Annotated in this window: 25 protein-coding genes; 22 read left to right on the top strand and 3 right to left on the bottom strand. The window is 41.7% G+C overall.

What is annotated here, in order from left to right; genetic code table 11:
* The first annotated feature begins 71 nt into the window (after positions 1-71).
* From rny to glnA, 15 genes are all read left to right on the top strand, one after another.
* On the top strand, positions 72-1,637 hold the full coding sequence (gene rny / locus ABDZ72_RS11720; RefSeq protein ID WP_343753285.1) for a ribonuclease Y: 1,566 nt from the start codon (positions 72-74) through the stop codon (positions 1,635-1,637).
* A 103-nt stretch (positions 1,638-1,740) separates the two neighbouring features.
* Complete coding sequence (locus ABDZ72_RS11715) at positions 1,741-2,538, top strand: TIGR00282 family metallophosphoesterase (RefSeq protein WP_343753283.1); 798 nt, start codon at positions 1,741-1,743, stop codon at positions 2,536-2,538.
* A gap of 107 nt (positions 2,539-2,645) precedes the next feature.
* A complete protein-coding gene (locus ABDZ72_RS11710) occupies positions 2,646-2,906 on the top strand; it encodes a stage V sporulation protein S (RefSeq protein WP_129674070.1) in 261 nt (86 codons plus the stop codon).
* 165 nt (positions 2,907-3,071) lie between these two features.
* Positions 3,072-4,652 carry a tRNA (N6-isopentenyl adenosine(37)-C2)-methylthiotransferase MiaB gene (miaB, locus tag ABDZ72_RS11705; RefSeq protein WP_343753277.1) on the top strand — a complete coding sequence of 527 codons (1,581 nt, stop codon included), beginning with the start codon at positions 3,072-3,074 and terminating at the stop codon, positions 4,650-4,652.
* A 1-nt stretch (position 4,653) separates the two neighbouring features.
* Complete coding sequence (locus ABDZ72_RS11700; protein WP_343753275.1) at positions 4,654-5,082, top strand: YlbF/YmcA family competence regulator; 429 nt, start codon at positions 4,654-4,656, stop codon at positions 5,080-5,082.
* Positions 5,083-5,258: 176 nt separating this feature from the next.
* The gene (gene cotE, locus ABDZ72_RS11695; RefSeq protein ID WP_343753273.1) at positions 5,259-5,822 is read left to right on the top strand and encodes an outer spore coat protein CotE; all 564 of its coding nucleotides are present in this window, start codon (positions 5,259-5,261) and stop codon (positions 5,820-5,822) included.
* Between the two features lie 125 nt (positions 5,823-5,947).
* Positions 5,948-8,515 carry a DNA mismatch repair protein MutS gene (gene mutS, locus ABDZ72_RS11690; RefSeq protein ID WP_343753271.1) on the top strand — a complete coding sequence of 856 codons (2,568 nt, stop codon included), beginning with the start codon at positions 5,948-5,950 and terminating at the stop codon, positions 8,513-8,515.
* 20 nt (positions 8,516-8,535) lie between these two features.
* Positions 8,536-10,389: a DNA mismatch repair endonuclease MutL gene (gene mutL / locus ABDZ72_RS11685; RefSeq protein WP_343753269.1), complete on the top strand. Its 1,854-nt coding sequence runs from the start codon at positions 8,536-8,538 to the stop codon at positions 10,387-10,389.
* Positions 10,390-10,441: 52 nt separating this feature from the next.
* A complete protein-coding gene (locus ABDZ72_RS11680; RefSeq protein ID WP_343753267.1) occupies positions 10,442-10,891 on the top strand; it encodes a Dps family protein in 450 nt (149 codons plus the stop codon).
* A gap of 23 nt (positions 10,892-10,914) precedes the next feature.
* Complete coding sequence (miaA, locus tag ABDZ72_RS11675) at positions 10,915-11,841, top strand: tRNA (adenosine(37)-N6)-dimethylallyltransferase MiaA (protein WP_343753265.1); 927 nt, start codon at positions 10,915-10,917, stop codon at positions 11,839-11,841.
* A gap of 46 nt (positions 11,842-11,887) precedes the next feature.
* Positions 11,888-12,112: an RNA chaperone Hfq gene (hfq, locus tag ABDZ72_RS11670; protein ID WP_343753263.1), complete on the top strand. Its 225-nt coding sequence runs from the start codon at positions 11,888-11,890 to the stop codon at positions 12,110-12,112.
* Positions 12,113-12,227: 115 nt separating this feature from the next.
* Complete coding sequence (gene spoVK / locus ABDZ72_RS11665) at positions 12,228-13,154, top strand: stage V sporulation protein K (protein ID WP_343753261.1); 927 nt, start codon at positions 12,228-12,230, stop codon at positions 13,152-13,154.
* Between the two features lie 65 nt (positions 13,155-13,219).
* On the top strand, positions 13,220-14,464 hold the full coding sequence (hflX, locus tag ABDZ72_RS11660; protein WP_343753259.1) for a GTPase HflX: 1,245 nt from the start codon (positions 13,220-13,222) through the stop codon (positions 14,462-14,464).
* The gene (locus ABDZ72_RS11655) at positions 14,461-15,684 is read left to right on the top strand and encodes a methionine gamma-lyase family protein (protein WP_343753257.1); all 1,224 of its coding nucleotides are present in this window, start codon (positions 14,461-14,463) and stop codon (positions 15,682-15,684) included. Before hflX ends, ABDZ72_RS11655 begins: the two co-directional genes overlap by 4 nt.
* A 169-nt stretch (positions 15,685-15,853) precedes the next feature.
* Entirely contained in the window at positions 15,854-17,191 is a 1,338-nt protein-coding gene (gene glnA / locus ABDZ72_RS11650; RefSeq protein ID WP_343753255.1) for a type I glutamate--ammonia ligase, read from the top strand.
* 192 nt (positions 17,192-17,383) lie between these two features.
* Here glnA and ABDZ72_RS11645 read toward each other — a convergent pair whose 3' ends face one another.
* The 3 genes from ABDZ72_RS11645 to lexA all read right to left on the bottom strand — a co-directional run bounded on the left by ABDZ72_RS11645 (position 17,384) and on the right by lexA (position 19,030).
* Positions 17,384-17,851 (bottom strand): DMT family transporter, encoded by a 468-nt coding sequence (locus ABDZ72_RS11645; RefSeq protein WP_343753253.1) that lies wholly within the window; start codon positions 17,849-17,851, stop codon positions 17,384-17,386.
* Positions 17,835-18,269: a DMT family transporter gene (locus ABDZ72_RS11640; RefSeq protein ID WP_343753251.1), complete on the bottom strand. Its 435-nt coding sequence runs from the start codon at positions 18,267-18,269 to the stop codon at positions 17,835-17,837. The genes ABDZ72_RS11645 and ABDZ72_RS11640 overlap by 17 nt, the downstream gene beginning before the upstream one ends.
* A gap of 137 nt (positions 18,270-18,406) precedes the next feature.
* Complete coding sequence (lexA, locus tag ABDZ72_RS11635) at positions 18,407-19,030, bottom strand: transcriptional repressor LexA (RefSeq protein WP_343753249.1); 624 nt, start codon at positions 19,028-19,030, stop codon at positions 18,407-18,409.
* Between the two features lie 280 nt (positions 19,031-19,310).
* Between lexA and ABDZ72_RS11630 the strand changes: the two genes are divergently transcribed.
* The 7 genes from ABDZ72_RS11630 to ABDZ72_RS11600 all read left to right on the top strand — a co-directional run.
* Entirely contained in the window at positions 19,311-19,952 is a 642-nt protein-coding gene (locus tag ABDZ72_RS11630) for a YneB family resolvase-like protein (protein ID WP_343753247.1), read from the top strand.
* A gap of 80 nt (positions 19,953-20,032) precedes the next feature.
* Entirely contained in the window at positions 20,033-20,266 is a 234-nt protein-coding gene (locus ABDZ72_RS11625; RefSeq protein ID WP_343753245.1) for a DUF896 domain-containing protein, read from the top strand.
* Positions 20,267-20,350: 84 nt separating this feature from the next.
* Entirely contained in the window at positions 20,351-22,354 is a 2,004-nt protein-coding gene (tkt, locus tag ABDZ72_RS11620) for a transketolase (protein WP_343753243.1), read from the top strand.
* Positions 22,355-22,492: 138 nt separating this feature from the next.
* On the top strand, positions 22,493-22,957 hold the full coding sequence (gene sirA / locus ABDZ72_RS11615) for a sporulation inhibitor of replication protein SirA (RefSeq protein WP_343753241.1): 465 nt from the start codon (positions 22,493-22,495) through the stop codon (positions 22,955-22,957).
* 44 nt (positions 22,958-23,001) lie between these two features.
* Positions 23,002-23,226 carry a YneF family protein gene (locus ABDZ72_RS11610; RefSeq protein WP_343753239.1) on the top strand — a complete coding sequence of 75 codons (225 nt, stop codon included), beginning with the start codon at positions 23,002-23,004 and terminating at the stop codon, positions 23,224-23,226.
* Positions 23,227-23,396: 170 nt separating this feature from the next.
* A complete protein-coding gene (locus tag ABDZ72_RS11605) occupies positions 23,397-24,104 on the top strand; it encodes a cytochrome c biogenesis CcdA family protein (RefSeq protein ID WP_343753237.1) in 708 nt (235 codons plus the stop codon).
* An 89-nt stretch (positions 24,105-24,193) separates the two neighbouring features.
* Positions 24,194-24,432: MnhB domain-containing protein (locus ABDZ72_RS11600; RefSeq protein ID WP_343753751.1), on the top strand; the 239-nt coding region annotated here is incomplete at its 3' end.

Raw genomic sequence — 24,432 nt, 5'->3', positions numbered from 1 at the left:
ATTATTGAACATTGTACATGCCAACAATAATGAATCAATTGTACAACTATATAGCAATAGGAGGTGAAACCATGGATAGTCCCTTAATCATCTCCATTTTGCTTGCCGTAATCCTGATCGTCGGTATTGTTGTTGGTTATATGATTCGCCGTTCAATTGCAGAGGCTAAAATATCCAGTGCGGAAAATTTGGCAAAACAGATAGTTGATGAAGGTCATCGAAATGCAGATGCTGCCAAGAAGGAAGCACTTCTGGAAGCAAAAGATGAAAATCAAAAACTGCGCCAAGAAACAGAAGATGAACTCCGTGAGCGCCGGATGGACGTGCAAAAGCAAGAAAACCGTCTGATGCAAAAGGAAGAAAGTCTGGACAATAAGAGTGACGCGCTTGAGAAGCGAGAACTCACACTGGAGGGAAAAGAAGAATCATTAACAGAAAAACAACAACAAATTGAAGAAATGGAAAGCAAAGTGGAAGCAAAACTTAATGAGCAGCAAACGGAGCTTGAACGCATTTCAGGGTATACAACTGACCAGGCGAAACAGGTTATTTTGGACCGAGTGGAGCAAGAGGTCAACCATGAATCAGCATTAATGATTAAAGAAGCTGAGAACCGCGCGAAAGAAGAAGCTGATAAGAAAGCTAAAAATATTCTTTCACTCGCTCTGCAGCGTTGTGCTGCTGACCATGTTGCGGAAACGACTGTATCGGTTGTCAATCTTCCGAATGATGAGATGAAAGGCCGGATTATTGGACGAGAAGGACGCAATATCCGGACACTGGAAACGTTAACCGGTATTGATTTGATTATTGATGACACACCAGAAGCAGTCGTTCTATCAGGATTTGATCCGATTCGCCGTGAAATCGCCCGCATGTCCTTGGAACGTCTTGTTCAAGATGGCCGGATACATCCTGCTAGAATTGAAGAAATGGTTGACAAAGCCAGACGCGATATTGATGATTATATCCGCGAAGTCGGCGAAGAAACAACATTTGAGGTTGGCATTCACGGACTGCACCCGGATCTCGTTAAAATACTCGGTCGTCTGAAATATCGTACAAGCTACGGTCAAAATGTGTTAAAACATTCCACGGAAGTAGCTTATCTATCCGGACTGCTTGCTGCTGAATTAGGTGAAGATGAAGCTTTGGCAAGAAGAGCCGGCCTGCTTCACGATATCGGTAAAGCTGTTGATCATGAAGTCGAGGGAAGCCATGTTGAAATTGGCAAGGAGCTTGGAATCAAGTATAAGGAACACGATGTTGTCATCAATTCCATTGCTTCACACCATGGTGATGAAGAAGCCACTTCCACTATTTCAGTCTTGGTTGCTGCTGCAGACGCACTGTCAGCCGCAAGACCTGGGGCAAGAAGTGAGACATTGGAAAATTACATCAAACGTCTCGAAAAACTGGAAGAAATCTCGGAATCATTTACCGGTGTGGAAAAATCGTTTGCCATTCAGGCCGGTAGGGAAATCCGGATTATGGTTAAACCGGGAGAACTTGATGATATTGATTCCGCTCGTATAGCACGTGATATTCGCAAACAAATTGAGAGCGAACTTGATTATCCTGGTCACATTAAAGTAACAGTTATCAGAGAAACACGTTCAGTGGAATATGCAAAGTAAATAAAACTGAGAAAAGCGGTCAATTTGGCCGCTTTTTCTTTTCTTTACAATATGATGGCAATATGTAACACTGAAATGACATAACATGTTAGGATGAAGCGTAATGAAAATACTGTTTATCGGTGATGTAGCGGGCTCGCCCGGAAGAGACATGGTACAAACATATTTACAGAAATTACAAGACAAACATCGGTCTGATCTGACAATAATCAACGGAGAAAATGCTGCATCCGGTAAAGGGATTACACAAAAAATTTATAAACAAATGTTGCAGTGGGGCGCTCATGTCATCACCATGGGCAATCATACATGGGATAAAAAAGAAATATTTGAGTTCATTGATGACGCCAAAAATATGGTTCGACCAGCTAATTTTCCGGAAGGCACACCAGGAAAAGGTATTACGTTTATGAATATCAATGGAACAGAAGCAGCTGTAATTAATGTGCAAGGTCGAACGTTTCTGCCAGCGATCGATGACCCGTTTCGAAAAATGGATGAATTAATTGAAATAGCGAAAAAACGCACTAATATTATTTTTGTTGATTTTCACGCGGAAGCAACAAGTGAAAAGCAGGCTATGGGATGGTATCTCGACGGTAAAGTTAGTGCAGTGGCGGGAACCCATACTCATACACAAACTGCAGATGAACGTGTATTGCCCAAGGGCACAGCTTATATAACCGATGTTGGCATGACTGGACCTTATGATGCCATTCTGGGTATGGAGAAGGATGCAGTTATAAAGAAGTTTCTGACGGGCTTGCCGGTTCGTTTTGAAATTGATAAAAGCGGACGGACCCAATTAAACGGAATGATTGTCACGGTTGATGAATCATCGGGTCTGGCTACGTCTATTGAACGGATTATGATTAATGATGATCACCCATTCGACAGCTGATTATTTGAAAGTTTAGAATAATTGATGCATAATGTGAGTAATAAGCAACCATCTCCAAGAATATAGTAGCATTAGAAAAACTATAGTACATGAAGGAGGTACCAGTAGTGGAAGTATTAAAAGTTTCAGCTAAATCAAATCCAAATTCAGTAGCAGGAGCACTTGCAAACGTTCTAAGGGAAAGAGGATCAGCGGAGATACAGGCCATCGGTGCCGGTGCATTAAACCAAGCAGTCAAGGCTGTGGCCATTTCAAGAGGATTTGTTGCACCAAGCGGAGTCGATCTCATCTGTATACCGGCATTCACCGATATTATGATCGAGGAAGAAGAGCGAACAGCTATTAAGCTGATTGTTGAACCGAGATAATAGTATAATCATTCCTTCTAGTGTTGTGCATAAGCGCAGCACTTTTTATTTCCTGTGAAAACAGTATCTATTGTTTATTTTAATGGAAACCTTTATAATAAAAACACGTATGGTTTTGCAGATCAAGCTTTTCTATATAAAGACATAAACGAAAGGAGTTGCGATATGAACGAACAACAACGAAAGCAGCAATCATACATCAAACAGGCTGATAATCCGACGGACGTAAAATCCGATGCGGAGAATATGCAACGGCTGAAAAACACAACAAGTGACGATATGATTGCTAAATACTTCGAAACAACGTATGAGCCGCCAAATATGAGCAAAGCCAGAAAACGCGGACGTGATGACGTAGACGTTCATTACGATTTCAATATCCCCGAAGAAATGGAAAACATCGGACAAGATAAAAAATTCATGATTCGAACATATGGGTGCCAGATGAACGAACATGATACGGAAGTGATGGCCGGAATTTTGTCCGAAATGGGTTATGAGTCAACGGATGATAAGCATGAAGCTGATATTATTCTGTTAAACACATGTGCCATAAGGGAAAATGCCGAAAACAAAGTCTTCGGGGAAATTGGTCATCTGAAAGCCTTGAAACGGGAAAATCCGGATTTAATTCTGGGCGTATGCGGCTGCATGTCGCAGGAAGAAAAAGTGGTCAATCGAATTCTTCAAAAGCATCCGCAAATCGATCTGATTTTCGGGACCCATAACATACACCGCCTGCCACACCTTGTGAAAGATGCTATGTTCAGTAAAGAAAAAGTAGTCGAAGTGTGGTCCAAAGAAGGCGATATTATTGAAAACCTTCCGAAAGCCCGCAAAGGCAGTGTGAAAGCATGGGTCAACATTATGTACGGTTGTGATAAATTTTGTACGTACTGCATCGTCCCTATGACACGGGGCAAAGAACGCAGCCGTCTGCCAGAAGATATCATTCAGGAAGTTCGTCACCTGACAGCCCAGGGATATAAAGAAATTACGTTGCTCGGTCAGAATGTCAATGCATACGGCAAGGATTTTGACGATTCGGACTATGGTTTGGGTGACTTGATGGACGACCTTCATAAAATTGACATTCCAAGAATCCGTTTCACTACTTCCCACCCAAGAGACTTTGATGACCGTCTGATTGAGGTACTTTCTCAAGGCGGAAACTTACTTGACCACATTCATTTGCCTGTACAATCGGGAAGCAGCGAGGTACTGAAAAAGATGAACCGTCGATACACCCGTGAAGAGTATTTGGAATTAGTGCGGAAAATACGCCAAGCCATGCCAAATGCAACGCTGACGACCGATATCATCGTCGGATTCCCGAATGAAACGGAAGAACAATTTGAAGAAACCATGTCGCTGGTGGAAGAAGTCGGATTTGAATCGGCGTTCACATTCATTTATTCACCGCGGGAAGGCACTCCAGCTGCACGCAAACAGGATGATGTGCCAGAAGACGTTAAGAAACAGCGTCTCTACCGTCTGAATGAACTCGTGAATAAGCAATCGGCTGAATCAATGGGACAGTATCAGGATCAAGTTGTGAAAGTGCTTGTGGACGGCGAAAGTAAAAAGGATCCGGATGTGCTTGCTGGGTATACTGAGCGCAATAAACTTGTCAACTTTAAGGGACCCAAATCCCTTATTGGAAGCTTGGTTGATGTCCAAATTACCGAAACGAAAACATGGTCGTTAAACGGCGTTATGGCAGAAACGACGGCAGAGGTGAAATAATATGGCACAATATTCTCGAAAAGAAATTTTGGATGAAGCAAAACATCTTGCTGATATGCTGGCGAATACAGAAGAGATTGACCGTTTTAAACAAGTAGAAGCCAAAATTAATAACAATCAAAAGGTGCAGCAACTGATTAAAAAAATTAAAACATTACAGAAACAAGCCGTTAATTTTCAAGCATATGGTAAAACAGAAGCATTGAAAAATGTGGAAGAAGAAATCGATCGGCTCCATGAGGAAGTGGATGCCATACCCATTGTACAGGAATTCAAAGAAACGCAGGGTGTCGTCAACGATGTATTGCAGCTGGTGTCCGGCACCATTTCCAGAGAAGTGACCAACAATGTTATCACATCAACAGGTGGCAACCTTCTGGAAGGCACAACAGGAACCAAATGGGGAGATGAAGAAGCAGCGAACAGTTAATAATGTTATCTTTTCTGCCCCGATCATATACTTGATTGAGTATCAGTTTGATGTCAACAGCATACACTGGCCGGGTGAATAGGAACCCGGCTTTTTTGCGTTCCTTCTTTCTCATGAGTCACTTTAGGTATTTGTCTTGCATACGATGACTATGAGAAAAAGGAGGTAACGAAGCTATGTCATTTCTTGATCATGATTACCGAGAAGTTATAACAAAGGCTGTTTGTGGAAAAGGAAGAAAGTTCACTCAAGCCACCCACCACATCCAACCGTCCCACAGACCATCAAGCATACTCGGTTGCTGGGTTATCAATCATCTGTACAACGCCAAGAAAAAATCAGAGGACACGGTGGAAATCAATGGAAGCTACGACATTAACATCTGGTATTCGTACAATGACAACACTAAAACAGAAGTCGTCACAGAACGTGTTACGTATTATGACCATATTCCCTTATCTGTTAAAGATGATAATTGCCTGAATGATGACTATGATGTTATAGCCAAGGTCATACAGCAGCCGAATTGCCTGGAATGTGAGATAGACAGTCATGGAAACAACATTTCTGTTGACGTGGAACGCGAATTTGTCGTACAAATTATTGGCGAAACGAAGGTTGCTGTTAAGGTTGACCCTAAAGGATTCACACTGGATGATGACGATGACTGGAATTTTGATATCACCGATGACGAACTACATGACGTAAAACCTGATTTTGTTAACCGGGATAAAGATTGAAGAACTTACGAGGGGTAATACTCTCGTAAGTTTTTCTTCTGATCCGTCCCGGGCATTCGTCTGGGTTCGGTTAAATATGCTATAATAGAACAATATATTCGCAAGTACGTTCTGGAGGATGCATTATGGCTGTAAATACACCAATGATGGAGCAATATTTAAAGATAAAAGCGGATCACAAAGACGCGTTTCTATTTTTCCGATTGGGTGACTTTTATGAGATGTTTTTTGATGATGCTATTCAGGCAGCCAGGGAATTGGAAATCACATTGACAAAACGGGATGGTGGAAAACAGGATTCCGTCCCTATGTGCGGTGTACCCTACCATTCCGCTGAAACCTATATTAAAACTTTAATCGATAAAGGTTATAAAGTCGCCATCTGTGAGCAGGTTGAAGACCCGAAAGCAACCAAAGGCGTTGTTAAACGGGAAGTCATTCAATTAATCACTCCAGGGACCGTCATGGAAAATACTATGTTGGACGAACAGAGCAACCATTATATCGCTAGCATATCCCATTTTTCAGAAGGCTCGTACGTGATAGTTTATAATGATTTGTCGGTAGGGGAAACAAACGTTGCACTTATTTCAGCCGGGTGGAATGCTGTGCTTCATGAACTTTACAACCAGCCGGTCAAAGAAATGGTCATTTCCTCAGAACTGCCGGACGTTCTGCAAAACGATCTGAAAGACAAACTGAACATCACGTTGTCCTATATGGATGACACAACATTTAATGCGGAGTACCGTGAATTGTGCAGCCATTTGAATGATCAACGATTGGTTAAGGCATTCAGCCGGCTTCTTAATTACATTCAGGAAACGCAAAAACGTTCGCTGGATCATTTACAGCCGGCTGCTGTCATCGAATTGGACCAACATCTGTCTCTGGATATGTATTCCAAACGCAACTTGGAATTAACGGAAACAATCATGAAAAAAGGCAAACATGGCAGTCTGCTCTGGGTACTTGATCAAACAGTGACAGCGATGGGATCGCGAATGCTTAAAAAATGGCTGGATCGCCCGCTTCTTTATAAACAGGAAATTGAAAACCGCCTTAACGTTGTAGAACAGTTGCTGAACGGTTTTATGGAACGGGATGAACTCAGGGAAACACTGCGATCCGTTTATGATTTGGAACGGCTTGCCGGCAGAATCGCTTATGGGAATGTGAACGCGCGTGATTTGCTTCAACTTAAGCAATCACTTGCTAAAATTCCTGATGTGAAGCAGATTTTAAGTGTATTCAATGATGATGGTATACGTGCGTTTTATAATAAATTGCAATACCCGGAAGACCTTGTATCCTTGCTCGAACAAAGCCTGGCCGACGAACCACCTATATCCATTACTGAAGGCTCTATCATTAAAGATGGTTATGATGAAAAGCTTGATTCCTATCGGGAAGCGTCACGCAATGGAAAGCAATGGATAGCAGAATTGGAGCAAAAAGAAAAAGCAGCTACCGGTATTAAATCGTTAAAAGTTGGATTCAACCGTGTTTTCGGGTATTATATTGAAGTGACGAAAGCCAATCTGCATCTTTTGCCGGAAGAACGATATGAACGAAAACAGACACTAACCAATGCGGAACGATATATAACGCCGGAACTGAAGGAAAAAGAGGCCTTAATTCTGGAAGCCGAAGAAAAAAGTGTGGATCTGGAGTATCAATTATTCAATACGATTCGTGATACAGTGAAAGAACATATTTCCTCTATACAACTTTTAGCGGAGACTATCAGCCAGATTGATGTTCTGCAAGGATTTGCGACGGTCAGTGAAAGCAACGGGTATACACGTCCGGTGTTTTCATCCCATCGTTTGTCCATCAATAATGGACGTCACCCTGTTGTGGAGCAGGTGATGCACGATGATACGTTTGTACCGAATCATATTCAGCTCGATGATGAAACATCAATCCTGCTTATTACCGGTCCGAATATGTCCGGAAAAAGTACCTATATGCGCCAGCTGGCCTTAACGGTGATTATGGGACAAATTGGTTGCTACGTCCCGTGTGAAGCAGCAGAGCTATTGTTATTTGATCAAATTTTCACTCGTATAGGAGCTGCTGATGACCTTGTTTCCGGGCAAAGTACATTTATGGTTGAAATGCTTGAAACCAACCATGCGATCGAAAACGCCACGGAAAACAGCCTAATTCTTCTCGATGAAATCGGACGCGGTACAAGCACCTATGACGGAATGGCTTTAGCACAGGCTGTTGTTGAACACATTCATGACAAGATTCATGCGAAAACAGTATTTTCAACGCATTATCATGAATTGACAGCTCTTGAGAATTCACTGGAAAAGCTAAAAAACATTCATGTCCGCGCTGACGAATACGACGGGAATGTCATTTTTTTGCACCAAGTCAAAGAAGGTGCTGCTGATCAGAGCTACGGCATTCAAGTTGCCAAATTGGCAGAGCTTCCATCCCCACTTATTGAACGGGCGAATACCATTCTGGATCAATTGGAAAACAGTGACACGACAAAGACTGACGATAGCGGTCAATTGTCGTTCTTTGGTGAAGAAAACAGTGTAAAAGAGAAAAAACCTGTTGCAGAACAAACAGAATCGATTATTCTCAATGATTTAAAAACTATGAATTTGTTTGACATGACACCACTTGATGCCATGAATACATTGTATCGACTTCAACAAAAAGCCAAAAAATAAGCCAGGAAAGGACAAATTCCATGGAAATTTTTCAAATGCCGGATGCGCTTTCCAATAAAATAGCCGCAGGAGAAGTCGTGGAACGTCCTGCTTCCGTTGTCAAAGAACTGATTGAAAACAGTATCGATGCCGACAGCACATTTATAGCGGTAGAATTGACTGAAGCCGGATTGGAAAAGGTCAAAGTAACGGATAATGGCAACGGGATGACGGAAGAAGATGCGGAGAAGGCCTTTTTACGACACGCGACAAGCAAAATTAAAAATGAAACTGACTTGTTTCGCGTCAATACATTGGGATTTCGAGGAGAAGCCCTCGCCAGTATTGCTGCTGTGAGCAGACTGACTGTGAAAACGTCACAGGGAGACAATGCTGGCACATACCTGCAATTTGAAGGTGGTACCATAAAAGAACGTTCAAAAAGTGATGCCCGCAAAGGAACGGAAATAGTAGTGGAAAACTTGTTCTTTAACACACCGGCACGGTTAAAATATATGAAAACCATTCATACAGAATTAGGACATGTAACCGATTTGCTGAACCGGCTGGCAATTTCTCACCCCGATATCCGTTTTGAGCTGCGTCATAATGGCAAATCACTTTTTAAAACAACCGGCAGCGGTGATCTTCTGCAAGTAATCGGTCACATCTATGGCATGGGAACAGCCAGGAAGATGCTTCCAATCCAGCATGAAACCCTGGACTTTTCCATCAAAGGCTATATCACAAAACCCGAGACTACCAGAGCGTCGCGCAATTATATATCCACAATTATTAATGGACGCTATATCAAAAGTATGCAGTTGTCGCAGGCTATTTTAAGAGGGTATCATACATTGCTACCTGTCGGCCGATTTCCGATCACGGTGTTAGCTATTGAAATGGATCCCATTCTGATGGATGTTAATGTTCATCCAACCAAGCTGGAAGCCCGCTTCAGTAAAGATCAGGAACTCGTTGCAGCCATAGAAGAAATGATTCGTTCAACGTTTCGTCGTACATCGCTCATACCGGAAATGGAACAGAAAAAGTCGGAGCCAAGCACGGTTACCGTACAAAACGCCATGCCGTTGGACGAACCGGTTTCAAAACACTCATCGAACGAAACACACGAACAAGTGAACGAACCCCGGCCAGCCTTAACGTCAGAGGAACCTCTGTTGCATGAAGAACCGGAATCGGTGGCCATATCCGGAGAAACGCCCGATGATACCAGCAATGGAGACAATGTTGGAGCTGTAAAGCGGACAACGGCTGAACACGACATGGATCCAGAGAACGGGAAAAACGAATCAATGCCGGTCATTTATCCCATCGGCCAGCTGCATGGCACCTATATTCTCGCCCAAAACGAGAACGGCTTTTATATGATTGATCAGCACGCAGCCCAAGAACGGATTAAATTTGAACAATTTCGAAAACATTTGGGACAGACGCCTAATGAAGTTCAAGAGCTCTTAATTCCATTAACATTTGATTTTTCGAAACAGGAAGCGATGTTTATCGAACAGCATAAAGACGAATTAGCCAGCGTCGGGTTATTTTTAGAGCCATTTGGACAACAGTCATACATTATACGATCCTTACCGGTTTGGTTTCCAGATGGACTGGAAGAAGATATCATCCGGGGAATGATTGAACAAATGATACAACGGGAAACCATCAATATCGAGGCAATCCGGGAAGATGCGGCTGCCTTGATGTCCTGCAAACGGTCGATCAAAGCAAACCATTATTTAAATCAAGAAGATATGACAAGACTACTGAACGACTTGCGACAAGCGAACGATCCGTTCACATGTCCGCATGGTCGTCCTGTCATCATTCATTTTTCGTCTTACGAACTTGAAAAAATGTTCAAACGGGTTATGTAGACAGTGTTTAAATGGAACACATTCCGAGCATAATAAAAGCGGGGTGTTTCAAATGGATAATCAAAAGCTTATTAACTTTTTGAATCAATTATTATCCAACCATTTTGTCATGTATGTCAAGTTGCATCGTTACCACTGGTTTGTACAGGGGCCGCATTTCTTTCAACTGCATGATATGTTTGAAGATATGTATACGGCAATGGCCAATGATATTGATGTGATCGCAGAAAGGGTGTTGATGATTGATGGCAAGCCATTGGCCACCATGAGCAAATACATAAAAGAAGCAACACTTGATGAAGCCTCAGCCGATGACAAAGAAAACGAAATGATAGCGCGGCTGGTGACCGATTATCAGCAAATAATTAAGGAAATAAAAAAAGAAGGAATACCATACGCATCGGAAGAAAACGACGGACCAACCATGGATTTACTGATTACTCTTCAAGGCAAGATGGAGAAATATGTCTGGATGTTGGGGGCCTATCGAGCGTATGAATAAATCATTATTATAGGGGAATGCTAATGAAACAAACAGTCATTGCCATTGTCGGACCGACTGCCGTGGGCAAATCACGAGTTAGCGCGGAAGTGGCCAAAGCGTTTGATGGGGAAATCATTAGCGGTGATTCCATGCAAGTATATAAAGGACTTGATATTGGCACTGCCAAAATTTCAGAAGAAGAAAAACAGGGAATCCCCCATTACATGATAGATATCCTACATCCTGATGAAGCCTTTTCGGCAGCTGACTTTCAACATTATGTCCAGCACAATATTCAGCACATTGCGTCCAAGCACAAATTGCCGATTATTGCGGGAGGCAGTGGCCTTTATATACAAGCAACGCTATTCCATTATAATTTTTCGGATCAGCGCCGGGATAAGCACGTAACCAAACAACTGGAACAAGAATTGGACACGTACGGGGCTGTTCGTCTCTACCAACGTCTTCAACGACTGGATCCGGATCAAGCGGCCAAGATTCATCCGAATAATCATCGCAGACTTATTCGCGCATTGGAAATCTATGAAACAACCGGACGAACCATGTCAGAATATCAGCAGAATCAGGTGAATGAAAGCGATTATCATCCGATTTTTATCGGTCTTGAAATGGACCGTGATCAATTGTATGAGCGAATTAACAGTCGAGTGGACAGAATGATGGCTGATGGATTGCTCGATGAAGTACGCCGGTTGTATGATCATGGATATGGCGATTCGCAAGCTATGCGTGCAATCGGCTATAAAGAATTTGTTCCCTATTTTAAAGACGAACAGACTCTTGAAGAAAGCATACGGTTATTGAAGCGCAATTCCAGACGCTATGCAAAAAGGCAATATACGTGGTTTAAAAACAAACTGAACGTTCACTGGTACACCATTACACCGTCGACAATGGAAGCAACCGTTGCAAAAATTTCAAATGATTTAGCAGGAATGTTATAAAGTATATAGAAATAGTTATGTACAGATAGAAAGAGGAGGAAAAATCATGGCGCAATCAGTAAATGTTCAAGATCAATATTTGAATAAATTAAGAAAAGAACATATTTCAGTAACGCTTTTTTTGACGAATGGATTTCAACTGCGTGGTGTACTGAAAGCATTTGATAATTTTACTGTACTTATCGAAACAGATGGAAAACAGCAACTCATTTTCAAACACGCCATTTCCACATTTGCCCCTGTTAAAAATGTGTCCATTGAAAAAGAATAACATACCAAACGGGCGCTTTCATGCGTCCTTTTTTTGCTTACAGATATGAAGAAATAGGCACCTGTCACGTCTTCCATTCCTGTCGCGTATACTATCGTGACGAAGGGGTGATGACGTGGAAACGCAAAAAAAGCGAAACAAAAACGGGCAAATCAATATTATTTTGCAGGATAAACAGAGTGCACCGCTTGAACAAAACGGTGATAGGCAGCTATCAACAAATAATCCGTTTTCTCATATTGATTCGGCGTTTTCGTCGTTCATCGGAATGAACGAACTGAAAGAAACCATTAAAGAAGTATATGCAACCATTGTCGTTAACAGAAAACGAAACGAAATGGGTCTCCCCGGTTCTAATCAAGTCCTTCATATGTTATTTAAAGGTAATCCTGGAACAGGCAAAACAACGGTAGCACGAAAACTGGCGGAAATGTATCATAGTATGAATTTGCTTTCCAAAGGGCATTTCATTGAAGCGGAACGTGCCGATTTGGTCGGTGAATATATCGGGCAGACCGCACAAAAGACGCGGTCAGTCATTCAAAAGGCTATGGGAGGCATTTTATTTGTTGATGAAGCATATTCATTGGCACGCGGAGGCGAAAAGGACTTTGGAAAAGAAGCTATTGATACCCTTGTGAAGCATATGGAAGACCGTCATAACGATTTTGTGCTTATATTGGCCGGATATCCGAATGAAATGGATCGTTTTCTGACGCTTAACCCCGGATTAAAATCAAGGTTTCCATTTATTCTCGACTTTGATGACTACGATATCGACCAGCTTATGAATATCGCCAAACAAATGGTGCAGGAACGGGAATATGAACTGACCAGAGAAGCTGAATGGAAATTGCGAACGCATTTATATAAAAAAAAGCGGGAAACATCTGTTAATTTTTCCAATGCGCGCTATATTCGCAATGTGATTGAGCAATCCATTCGATATCATGCCGTACGATTGTTAAATCAAGAGGCTTTTTCGGCAAATGATCTGATCTATTTAACCGGGGCTGATTTGACCCTTGAGATCCAAGCTTGACATTGTTGTACATCGCAAACTTTGCTATGATGATTGAGGAATTCTGTACTGGATGTGATAAACCGATGATGGAACGAGTATTGATTATCGCGGTAGAATTGCCGCACGACCGTAAAGAACGATTCGAATCCTCGCTTGCAGAACTTGTGTCTCTATGCCATACAGCTGATGGATCTGTCGAAGAAACGATTACGCAAAAACGTCAAAAGATTCACCCTGCATACTATATCGGTGAGGGAAAACTTGCAGAGATAAAGGAAATCGCCGAACAGTTGAATATAGATGTCATCATTTCCAATGACGAATTATCACCGTCTCAGCTGCGGAACTTAACGGATCAATCCGGTTTTCAGATCATTGATCGAAGTCAACTCATATTGGATATATTTGCTAAACGGGCACGTACCAAAGAAGGCAAACTGCAAGTAGAGCTTGCCCAGCTTGAATATACATTGCCAAGACTGCGCGGGAAAGGGGAAGAGATGTCGCGTCTTGGAGCCGGCATTGGAACGCGCGGTCCCGGTGAAACAAAATTAGAAACCGATCAACGGCATATCAGGAGACGAATTGACGATATTAAACGGCAATTAAAAATAGCCGATCGCCAACGGGGGCAATACCGGGAGCGACGAAAAAGCAATGACGTTTTTCAGATAGCCCTTGTAGGTTATACAAACGCAGGCAAGTCCACTCTTTTTAACCAACTTACCAAAAGCGATTCAACTTCTGAAAATTACTTGTTTGCCACACTTGATCCACTGACACGGCAGATTCAGCTTCCTTCCGGTTTTCAGTCGCTTATCACCGATACAGTTGGGTTTATTCAAGATTTGCCAACATCTCTGATAGCCTCTTTCCGCTCCACACTGGAGGAAGTATCGGAAGCTGATTTTATTCTTCACGTGGCTGACGCAGCAAGCCCGGATTTGCAAAGGCAGCAGGAAACCGTGCAATCCATGCTGAATGAATTAAAAGCGGATCATTTACCGATATTGACTGTTTACAACAAAAACGATTTGCTGACAGAAGATTTTATACCAGTGTATCATCCGAACATCGTGATGAGTGCTTACGAATCGTCAGATATTCACATGCTGCTAAAAAAAATCGAGGAGATCTTACAATCGGAATGGCGCTGGTTTTCGGTGAACCTGGATCCGGCAGAAGGAAAATGGATGCATCGTTTGGAGCGAGAAACCATTATTACGAGACAATCGTTTGATGACAGCAAAAACATGTATGCGATACAAGGGTATATCCGGCCTGACCATCCACTCAACGGGGTACTGAAGGAGTTTCAAAACCAATGACAGACGACTTAATGACACAAGCCGAAAAAGACTGCGCACAAGTTCATGACAATGTATCCACAATCGTTGAACGCAATCAGAAACGTGTCTTGGATGCTTTCATTAACAACCATGTCAGTGATACCCATTTCCAATCAACAACCGGTTATGGGTATGATGACATTGGACGTGAAACACTCGAAGCCGTATATGCGGAGATTTTCGGGGGAGAAGATGCCCTTGTCAGGCCGCAGATTGTCTCCGGCACACACGCTATATCGACAACATTGTTCGGATTGCTCAGACCTGGTGATGAATTGCTCTATATTACTGGAAAACCATATGACACACTTGAATCGGTCATTGGCACCAACGGACAGGCAGCCGGTTCTCTGGCTGATTTCCATATTGCCTATGACCAGGTTGATCTGATGGATAATGGTTCGGTCGATTTTCCGGAAATTAAACGCAAATTATCAGAGAATACAGGCATTGTCGCCATTCAACGCTCAAAAGGATATGATGACAGACCTTCCTTCACCATTAATGAGATAGCGGAGATAGTTGCTTATGTTAAATCGATTAATACCAATGTAACAGTCTTTGTTGACAACTGTTACGGGGAATTTGTTGAAGAGCAAGAACCGTTGCACGCAAATGCTGATATCATCGCAGGTTCGCTTATTAAAAATCCGGGTGGCGGTATTGTACGTGCCGGAGGATATATTGCCGGGAGGGGAGACCTCGTGCAGCAATGCGCCAATAGACTTACTGCCCCGGGTCTCGGGAAAGAAACAGGTGCGACGTTGCATACGTTGCAGGAGATGTTTCAAGGCTTATTTATGGCGCCTATGATTGTTGGAGAAGCCTTGAAGGGTGCCATCTTGACAGCGCGATTTCTGGAATTGGCCGGATTCCATACATCACCGGATTATCAAGCTGAGCGCACAGATTTAATACAGTCGGTAACGTTCCACTCTTCTGAACAAATGATTGCTTTTTGTCAAGCCATCCAACAAAACTCACCGGTCAATGCTTTTGTAACACCTTATCCAGCTGCAATGCCTGGGTATGACGATGAGGTCATTATGGCTGCCGGTACATTTATTCAAGGCGCTAGCATTGAACTGACAGCAGATGGCCCGATTCGACAACCATATATGGCTTTCATACAGGGTGGGCTGACCTATGCTCATGTAAAACTGGCATTGACGGCTGCCGTCACAACACTTGATGATTAAACTAATCAAACCGTTGAAAAAGAGCTTGTATAGGGCTCTTTTTTTATTGCTGTCGAAGGTACAACGCCATTTGACAACAGTGGAAACATTTGATACTCTACTTTATTATATTGATATAGGAATAACTCTATCAAGATAAACCAATGACACATATTCAGGAGGAACATGAATGTCCGATCACTTAACCAGAGAACAAATTATGAAACGAATTGATGAAGAAAACGTCCGATTTATCCGTCTTCAATTTACAGATATGCTGGGAACGATAAAAAATGTTGAAATTCCACTCAGTCAACTTGATAAGGCATTAGACAACAAAATGATGTTTGACGGCTCATCCATCGAGGGATTTGTCCGAATTGAAGAATCAGATATGTACTTGCACCCAGACCTGGATTCATTTGTGGTTTTCCCATGGACATCGGAAAAAGGGAAAGTGGCTCGATTTATCTGTGACATTTATAATCCGGATGGTAGCCCATTCGCAGGCTGTCCACGATATAACTTGAAGCGTAATCTCAAAAAAATGGAAGAGCTGGGTTTTGATGCTTTTAACATCGGAACAGAACCAGAATTCTTTTTGTTTAAGTTGGATGAAAAAGGCGATCCATCGATGGAACTGAATGACCGTGGCGGTTATTTTGATTTGGCTCCAACGGATTTGGGAGAAAACTGCCGTCGCGATATTGTTTTAGAATTAGAGGAAATGGGATTCGAAATTGAAGCATCTCACCATGAAGGGGCACCAGGCCAACATGAAATTGACTTCAAATATTCAGATGCCGTCAAGCATGCTGACGATATTCAGACATTTAAGCTCGCTGTAAAAACGATAGCCAGAAAACATAATCTACACGCAACATTTATGCCGAAACCTTTGTTTGGTGTTAACGGCTCCGGCATGCATGTTAATATGTCTTTATTCGCAAATGGAGAAAACAGTTTTTTTGATAAAAATGGTGACATGCAGCTCAGTGATGTTGCCTATCAATTTACAGCCGGTATGATTAAACACGCGACCAATTTTACAGCTGTAACAAATCCGACTGTTAATTCTTATAAACGACTGGTGCCAGGGTATGAAGCACCATGTTATGTTGCCTGGTCCGGGGCAAATCGAAGCCCGCTCGTCCGCATTCCTTATTCTAGAGGATTGAGTACCCGAATTGAAGTAAGAAGTGTTGATCCATCAGCCAATCCATACTTGGCAATGTCTGCATTGCTTGCAAGCGGACTCGATGGCATTGAGAATAAACTAACCCCACCTACAGCTGTTGATCGAAATATATATGCAATGGATCGTAATGAACGTGAACAAAACGGCATAAAAGATTTGCCTGAGACATTAATGGAAGCCTTACGGGAACTTCAGAAGGATCCGACGATTGTTGACTCACTTGGGGAGCATCTTTACGGACATTTCATGGAGGCAAAAGAAATTGAGTGGGATATGTTCCGTACGACTGTGCATCCTTGGGAAAGGGAGCAGTATTTGAGTTCGTATTAACATTGGTATGTCAAAACAATGTATCGTGACAACCTTATATAAGCAAACACCCACAAAATATGACTTCTTAACATACCGTCCATGCAAGATTAAATGGGCGGTATGTTTTATGGATGCACCAAGCTTCCCGTAGTTGAGGTAATAAAATATAAAGATAAAGATATCAATACATTAATTGATAATAATTAAACATCAGTGCTGGGGTGCTTTTCGACTCTGTTTTCGACGCTGATGGGTTGCAAACATAACGCCGCCTACAATAAACAGTGAACCGATTATTTCAGGACCGGTAATCGGCTTTTGCAGCAAAATAACCCCCATTATCATAGCAGCAAACGGTTCGAGATTGGATAAAATGGATGCCTTGGATGCATCGGCGTAACGAATGTTTTGATTCCATACCAACGTGGCAATGCCATGAACAACAATGGCTGTCCCAATCAAAAAGGACCAGCTTTGCCAATTCCCGTTCAATTCCACAGGATCATCCATGACGAATATGACCGGAAGAGACACAATAAAACCCGTTACATTGGAATAAAACGTCGTACTGACTGGGTCTATGCGCTGCGACAATATCCGGGTAATAATAATCAGTATAGCAAAAGAGATCATTGTGGCAACAATCCACATCAAACCTGGTTCAAAGTGGAATACCACTCCTCCTTTGCTCACTACAAAGTAAATACCAATGATTGCAATAAAAGAACCAAAAAGCATACGTGATGTGAATGGTTCTTTCAAAAAAGCGGCCCAAAAATCCGGTCAATATAGGAGCTGTGGCAAGGATCAACGCTGAAGAAGTGGAATCGGCCGTAACAAGCCCTTTAAAAAAAGTCAGCTGATTTATAAATACCCCGACAACACCAAGCATAAGAATCCATTTCCAATCTCGGATTGAAACTTTCTGGAGTTTTTGTCTTGATAAAACGAAGACAATAAGGAAAAGAACGATGAATAATAATCGGAGCGATGTCAAGACCGCTGGGGAAAAGTCGTTCACAAGTATTTTTCCGAAAACAAAATTGCTTCCCCAAGCGGACACACTGAATGTCAGCCACATATACGTCCTAAACATACAATCTGTCCTCTCTATTCTCATGCTTCATGATGCTAACTGCTATATTCTTACCAATAAAAAGGACATGTACAAATCAATCGGCAATCATAAACATGTTATATAACTCTCATCATAACAAAACTATCCAGTACTTTTCAGTCAATATTGCGATACAGTCCGACTACTTTTCCCAAAATGGTCACATGATGATAAATGAGTGGATCCATCGTGGCATTTTCCGGTTGCAGACGTACGTGATCTTGTTCTTTAAAAAACCGCTTAACTGTCGCCTCATCTTCTTCTGTCATAGCAACCACTATATCCCCGTTTTGCGCCGCATTCTGTTGTTTAACAATAACCATATCCCCATCAAGTATTCCGGCTTCGATCATGCTTTCCCCTTCAATGATTAAGACGAACAAATTTTCCTCGGTACCTGATACCGATCCAGGCAGTGGTACAAATTGTTCAATGTTTTCTACAGCTGTAATCGGCAAACCTGCTGTTACTTTACCGATGACGGGTGCATATCGTGCTTCTTCCCTGGGGATCTGACTTTCTTCAGACAAATCCAACACTTCAATAGCTCTTGGCTTCGTGGGATCCCGTCTGATATATCCTTTGCTTTCAAGTCTTGCTAAATGCCCGTGTACAGTTGAGCTTGATGCGAGTTCAACTGCCTCGGCGATTTCCCGAACAGACGGCGGATAACCTTTCTCATATACGCGTTCTTTTATAAAATCCAAAATTGCCTCTTGTCGTTTAGAGAGTTTTGTCATCTATTTAACACCCCGTGAATAGAATTTATTAATGAAAGTTTATCACGGAGACTTTAAAAAAGCAAACATAAGTTCGAAAAAAGAGCTTGACAAGATCACATGTTCTTATACAATAAGAGTTAAATATGCGAACAATAGTTCTTAATTTGGAAGGGGACGATTCAAATGTTTGAAAAAATGACGAAAACAGATGTATTTTATTTGGTGGCATTTGCATTTGCATTAGGTTTTTTATATGTTGCTTTAATAATAAGTGCGTAATATAAAAGGGGACTTTGTGTTGACAGCCATCATTTATTGCCGTGTGAGTACAGATAAATCAGCGCAGGAAACGTCACTGAAGCGCCAAAATGACGAATTGACAGACCTTGCAGCCCGTTATCATTTTACCATTGCCGAATCTATCGAGGAAAGATCCAGTGGTTACGACATAAATAGAGACGGTATTTTTCAAATGCTCGATTACTTTTCCTCAGGCCAGGCTGACAGTCTACTTATACAGGATGAAACAAGATTAGGGAGGGGAAACACGAAAATTGCCCTTTTCCACCAACTTCATAAAATGAACGTCAATATCTATACCATCCAACATAATGGTAGACTGGAATTGTCTGAATCCGATTCTATGGTCCTGCATATAGTAAGTATCGTGGAAGAGTATCAGCGTAAAATTCATAATGCAAAAATTAAACGAGGTATGAGGAAAGCTGTTAACAACGGCTTTAACCCGGGCAATAATTTAACCAATCGCGACAAGGCCCCGGGTAAAGAACGTAAACAATTTCCAATGGATGAAGTTGTACGCTTAAGGGAAAACCATCAAATGACATTTGAGGAGATTGCCCACACCTTAAATCAACTAGGACACCCGGTTTCAAAGGCTACTGTGAACAGGAGATATCAGGAACATCAAAAGACTTGATAATGATGCACGTGAAGCGTAATATGTACCAATAGAGTACCATTACTGTTTTCATTTTCATCGGTTCCGGGAGGTTAAATATGATATCACAAGAAAAGCTGGACCGCATAAATAAACTAGCCAAAAAATCCAAGGAAGAAGGTTTAACAGTAAAAGAGCAGTCGGAACAAAAAACATTACGCGAAGAATATTTGCAAAATGTGAGAAAATCATTTAAAAATCAACTTAAATCCATGAAAGTAAAAGATCCGGCAGGACAAGATGTTACACCTGAAAAGGTTCGTGATTTGCAAAAAGGAGACAACAAACGCTGAACTTCCTTTATATACTTGTTGGATAGCCGGATTCGTTATAGAATTAAGAAGGATAGGAATACAAGGATAGAGAGGGGTATTATATTGTCGCAATATACCGAGCAATTATCGATTAATGCCATTCGCACTTTGGCCATTGACGCAGTTGAAAACGCCAGTTCCGGTCATCCCGGACTTCCCATGGGTGCTGCGCCAATGGCTTATACATTGTGGACTGATTTCATGACCCACAATCCCCAAAACGCCAAATGGTTCAACCGGGATCGTTTTGTTTTGTCTGCCGGGCATGGTTCCATGTTATTGTATGGACTGCTGCACCTGTCCGGATATAATGTAACCATTGATGACTTAAAATCTTTCCGTCAATGGGGATCCAAAACCCCAGGACATCCAGAAGTGCATCATACGGATGGCGTGGAATCCACGACCGGACCTCTTGGACAAGGATTGGCGATGTCGGTTGGAATGGCAATGGCCGAAGCACATCTAGCGGGCACTTACAACAAGCAGGAATTTCCTATTATCGATCACCACACATATGCACTTGTCAGCGATGGTGACATGATGGAAGGCATATCGCATGAGTCAGCATCACTAGCCGGTCATCTGGGGCTTGGCAAACTAATTGCATTGTATGACTCCAACGACATTTCACTTGATGGAGATCTGAATCGATCATTCTCCGATAATACTGAAGAACGATTCAAAGCGTACGGATGGCAAGTTCTGCGTGTGGAAGACGGTAATAATTTGGAAGAGATCCGGCAAGCCATCACAAAAGCAAAAGAAAATACAAAGCAACCGTCGTTAATTGAAGTCAAAACCACTATTGGCTTTGGGTCACCGAACAAATCCGCATCAGCTGATTCCCACGGGGCCCCGCTTGGTGAAGATGAAGTGAAATTAACAAAAGAGCATTATGAATGGACATTTGATGAATTTCATGTTCCTGATGAAGTGTATCAGGACTTCCAAGAGAAAGCAGCCCGAAAAGGCGCTTCTGCTGAAGAAAACTGGAACCGTTTATTTGAAAATTATAAGGAAACATATCCTGAAGCAGGTGCTGAGTTGGAAAGCGCTATAAAAGGAGAACTGCCGAAAAGTTGGAACGAAAACCTACCAATTTACAGCACAGATGACGATGCCAAGGCGACGCGTGCCACATCCGGAGAAGTGCTCAATGAAGTTTCAAAAGCTATTCCATACCTCTTCGGTGGGAGTGCAGACCTTGCTGGATCCAATAAAACGACTGTTAAAGGCGAAAATGACTTTTCAAATAAAAATTACACCGGCAAAAATATTTGGTTTGGTGTCCGGGAATTTTCAATGGCAGCTGCAGTCAATGGCATGGCACTTCATGGTGGAATAAAACCTTATGCAGGAACATTCTTTGTATTTAGCGACTACATGCGACCAGCAGTACGGCTTTCAGCTATTATGAACAATCCGGTCACATATGTCTTTACACATGATTCCATTGCTGTGGGTGAAGACGGTCCAACACATGAACCGATTGAACAACTGCCATCACTCAGAGCTATGCCAGGTCTTTCTCTTATTCGCCCTGCCGATGGAAATGAAGTTCAGGCAGCATGGAGACTGGCACTTGAGTCAAAGGATCAACCAACAGCACTTGTACTGACGAGACAAGGTGTTCCAGTATTGGAGGGAACAAAAGAAAATGCGTATGAAGGTGTTAAACGAGGCGCCTACACCGTGAGTGCGTGTGAAAAAGACACGCCGGATGCACTTCTTCTCGCTTCAGGTTCAGAGGTTCAACTTGCCGTCAGGGCAAAAGACGCACTAAAGGAAAAAAATATTGCTGTGAATGTTATAAGTATGCCTTCATGGGATAGGTTCAATAAACAGGATGATACGTATAAAAACCGTGTTCTTCCTCCCGATGTAAAGGAAAGGCTTGCCATCGAAATGGCTGCTCCATTTGGTTGGGAAAGATATACAGGCGATCATGGAGATATTATGGCTATCGATCAATTTGGTGCATCTGCAAAAGGTTCTGAAGTAGTTGAAAAATATGGTTTTACAGTGGATAATGTTGTGAAACGTGTTCAAGCACTTCTCGACTGATCCCCTAAAAGTGACTTCCATTTTACGGGAGTCACTTTTTTATGATCATCGACAAAACTAGTTCTAGTTTGCTACGCGAAATGACAACGTTTTTAAAATAGAATTGGTATATTGACAAGTAAAAGAGGAGGGATTCGGTTGAACCATTACTCTATTTACTGGATCAGAAAAGAATTTGCGCACTTTTTTTATTACAAAAGTGAAATATTATATCGGTTCATCAAAAGTTATGAACATGATCGAAACAGGGAAGACCTCGCTTCCCAATTCCAATATATCACACAAACATTTCCATGTAGTTTACTAACAACCCATATAACAGAATGTCTTCCATCTGATACCGTTGCCATAAAGAACAATGATTTGTTGAACATTTATGCGAACGACGAACGCTATATTTCTTTACATATGGAAAAAAAACGTATAAACTTTCGTAGTGACATCATATATGATGCTGAAGATTTGCTGTTTCCCGCTTTACGGTCTTTCCAGCCTTATTTGTTTGTTGTTGGAAACAATACGGAAGATTTTGGCTGGGTATCACCGGTATGCCGGTTGACAAAAATGGACAAAATTGGACAAGTATTGTATTCATGCCTCTGATTTACTATACTATACGGGAAACAACATGAAGGAGGAAAGCTTGGATGGGCATAATTTGGGTTGTTTTAATTGCAATCGTTGCATTAATAGCTGGTCTTGCACTCGGATTTTTTATTGCCAGAAAATATATGATGAATTATTTGAAGAAAAATCCACCTATTAATGAACAGATGCTTCGAACACTTATGATGCAAATGGGACAAAAACCGTCGCAGAAGAAAATTAACCAGATGATGCGTCAAATGAATAATCAGCAGCAAGGAAAATAATGATATATTGCCTTCTGTTTACGTGAAAACCCCTTGTTATATTTGGATAACGGGGGTATTTTACATGAATGGCAACGACGTTATATTGTTGCATTATTGTCAAAGGCTTGTTATGGTATTTTCATTTCCGTTTGATAAAATGGATGTGAGAGATTAATGGGAGGAATTCCATGAATGAGGAGATAAATATATTTATCGCGTTTGGAGCAGGTGTTTTATCATTTATTTCACCTTGTGTTTTGCCACTATACCCGGCATTTTTATCATATATAACGGGGATGAGTGTCCATGAAATAAAAGAAGAAAACAAAATGCTTACCCGGAAAAGTTTATTACATACATTGTTCTTTTTGCTTGGGTTTTCAATCATCTTTTTCGTTCTTGGTTTTGGGTCGATGTTCATTTCGGAATTTTTGAAAGAAAACAGTGCTGTCATCCGACAAATTGGCGCCATTGTGATCGTCTTTTTCGGTCTTGTCATTATAGGCGTGCTCAGGTTTGATTTTTTAATGAAAGACAAAAAAATAACTTTTAAAAACCGGCCGGCTGGTTTCGCGGGGTCTTTTTTGATTGGTTTGACATTTTCACTGGGATGGACACCGTGTATGGGACCAATTTTGACATTTGTTATTTCGTTAGCAGCAACCAATCCAGACTTAGGACTGGTCATGATGATAAGTTATATTTTAGGTTTTTCCATTCCATTTTTTGTGTTGTCTCTATTCGTCGGGAAATTGGGTTGGATAAAACGACACAGTGCAACGATCATGAAAATTGGCGGATACTTGATGATTTTAGTCGGAATTGCTTTGTTTTTTGATTGGATGACGGATTTGACATCGTTTTTAGGCGGCCTATTCGGATTTACAGGTTTCTAAATCCGCTTTCATTGGATTTTTTCTTTATTTGTATTAAAATAAACATGCATTCATTATACAGAAATAATTGAACAAAGGAGTTTTACTCCATGTACAAGCCGAATGATTTAATTTTACGCACGACGACATCATTAATTGCTTTTATTTTATTAGGCTTTTCGATTTATTTGCTGCTTGCTGGGCATAACGCACCTGGTGGAGGTTTTGTTGGGGGATTAATGACTTCTGCTGCCGTTGTGTTGATGTATATGGCATATGGGACAACTGTTATGGAAAAAGTTCTGCCCCTTAATTATCGGCTATTAATTCCCGGTGGACTCCTGCTTGC

Origin of the sequence: Lentibacillus halophilus, from assembly GCF_039522485.1 — a bacterium.
Taxonomy (GTDB): Bacteria; Bacillota; Bacilli; order Bacillales; family Amphibacillaceae; genus Lentibacillus; species Lentibacillus halophilus.
This window is presented reverse-complemented; position numbering and strand designations above follow the sequence as displayed.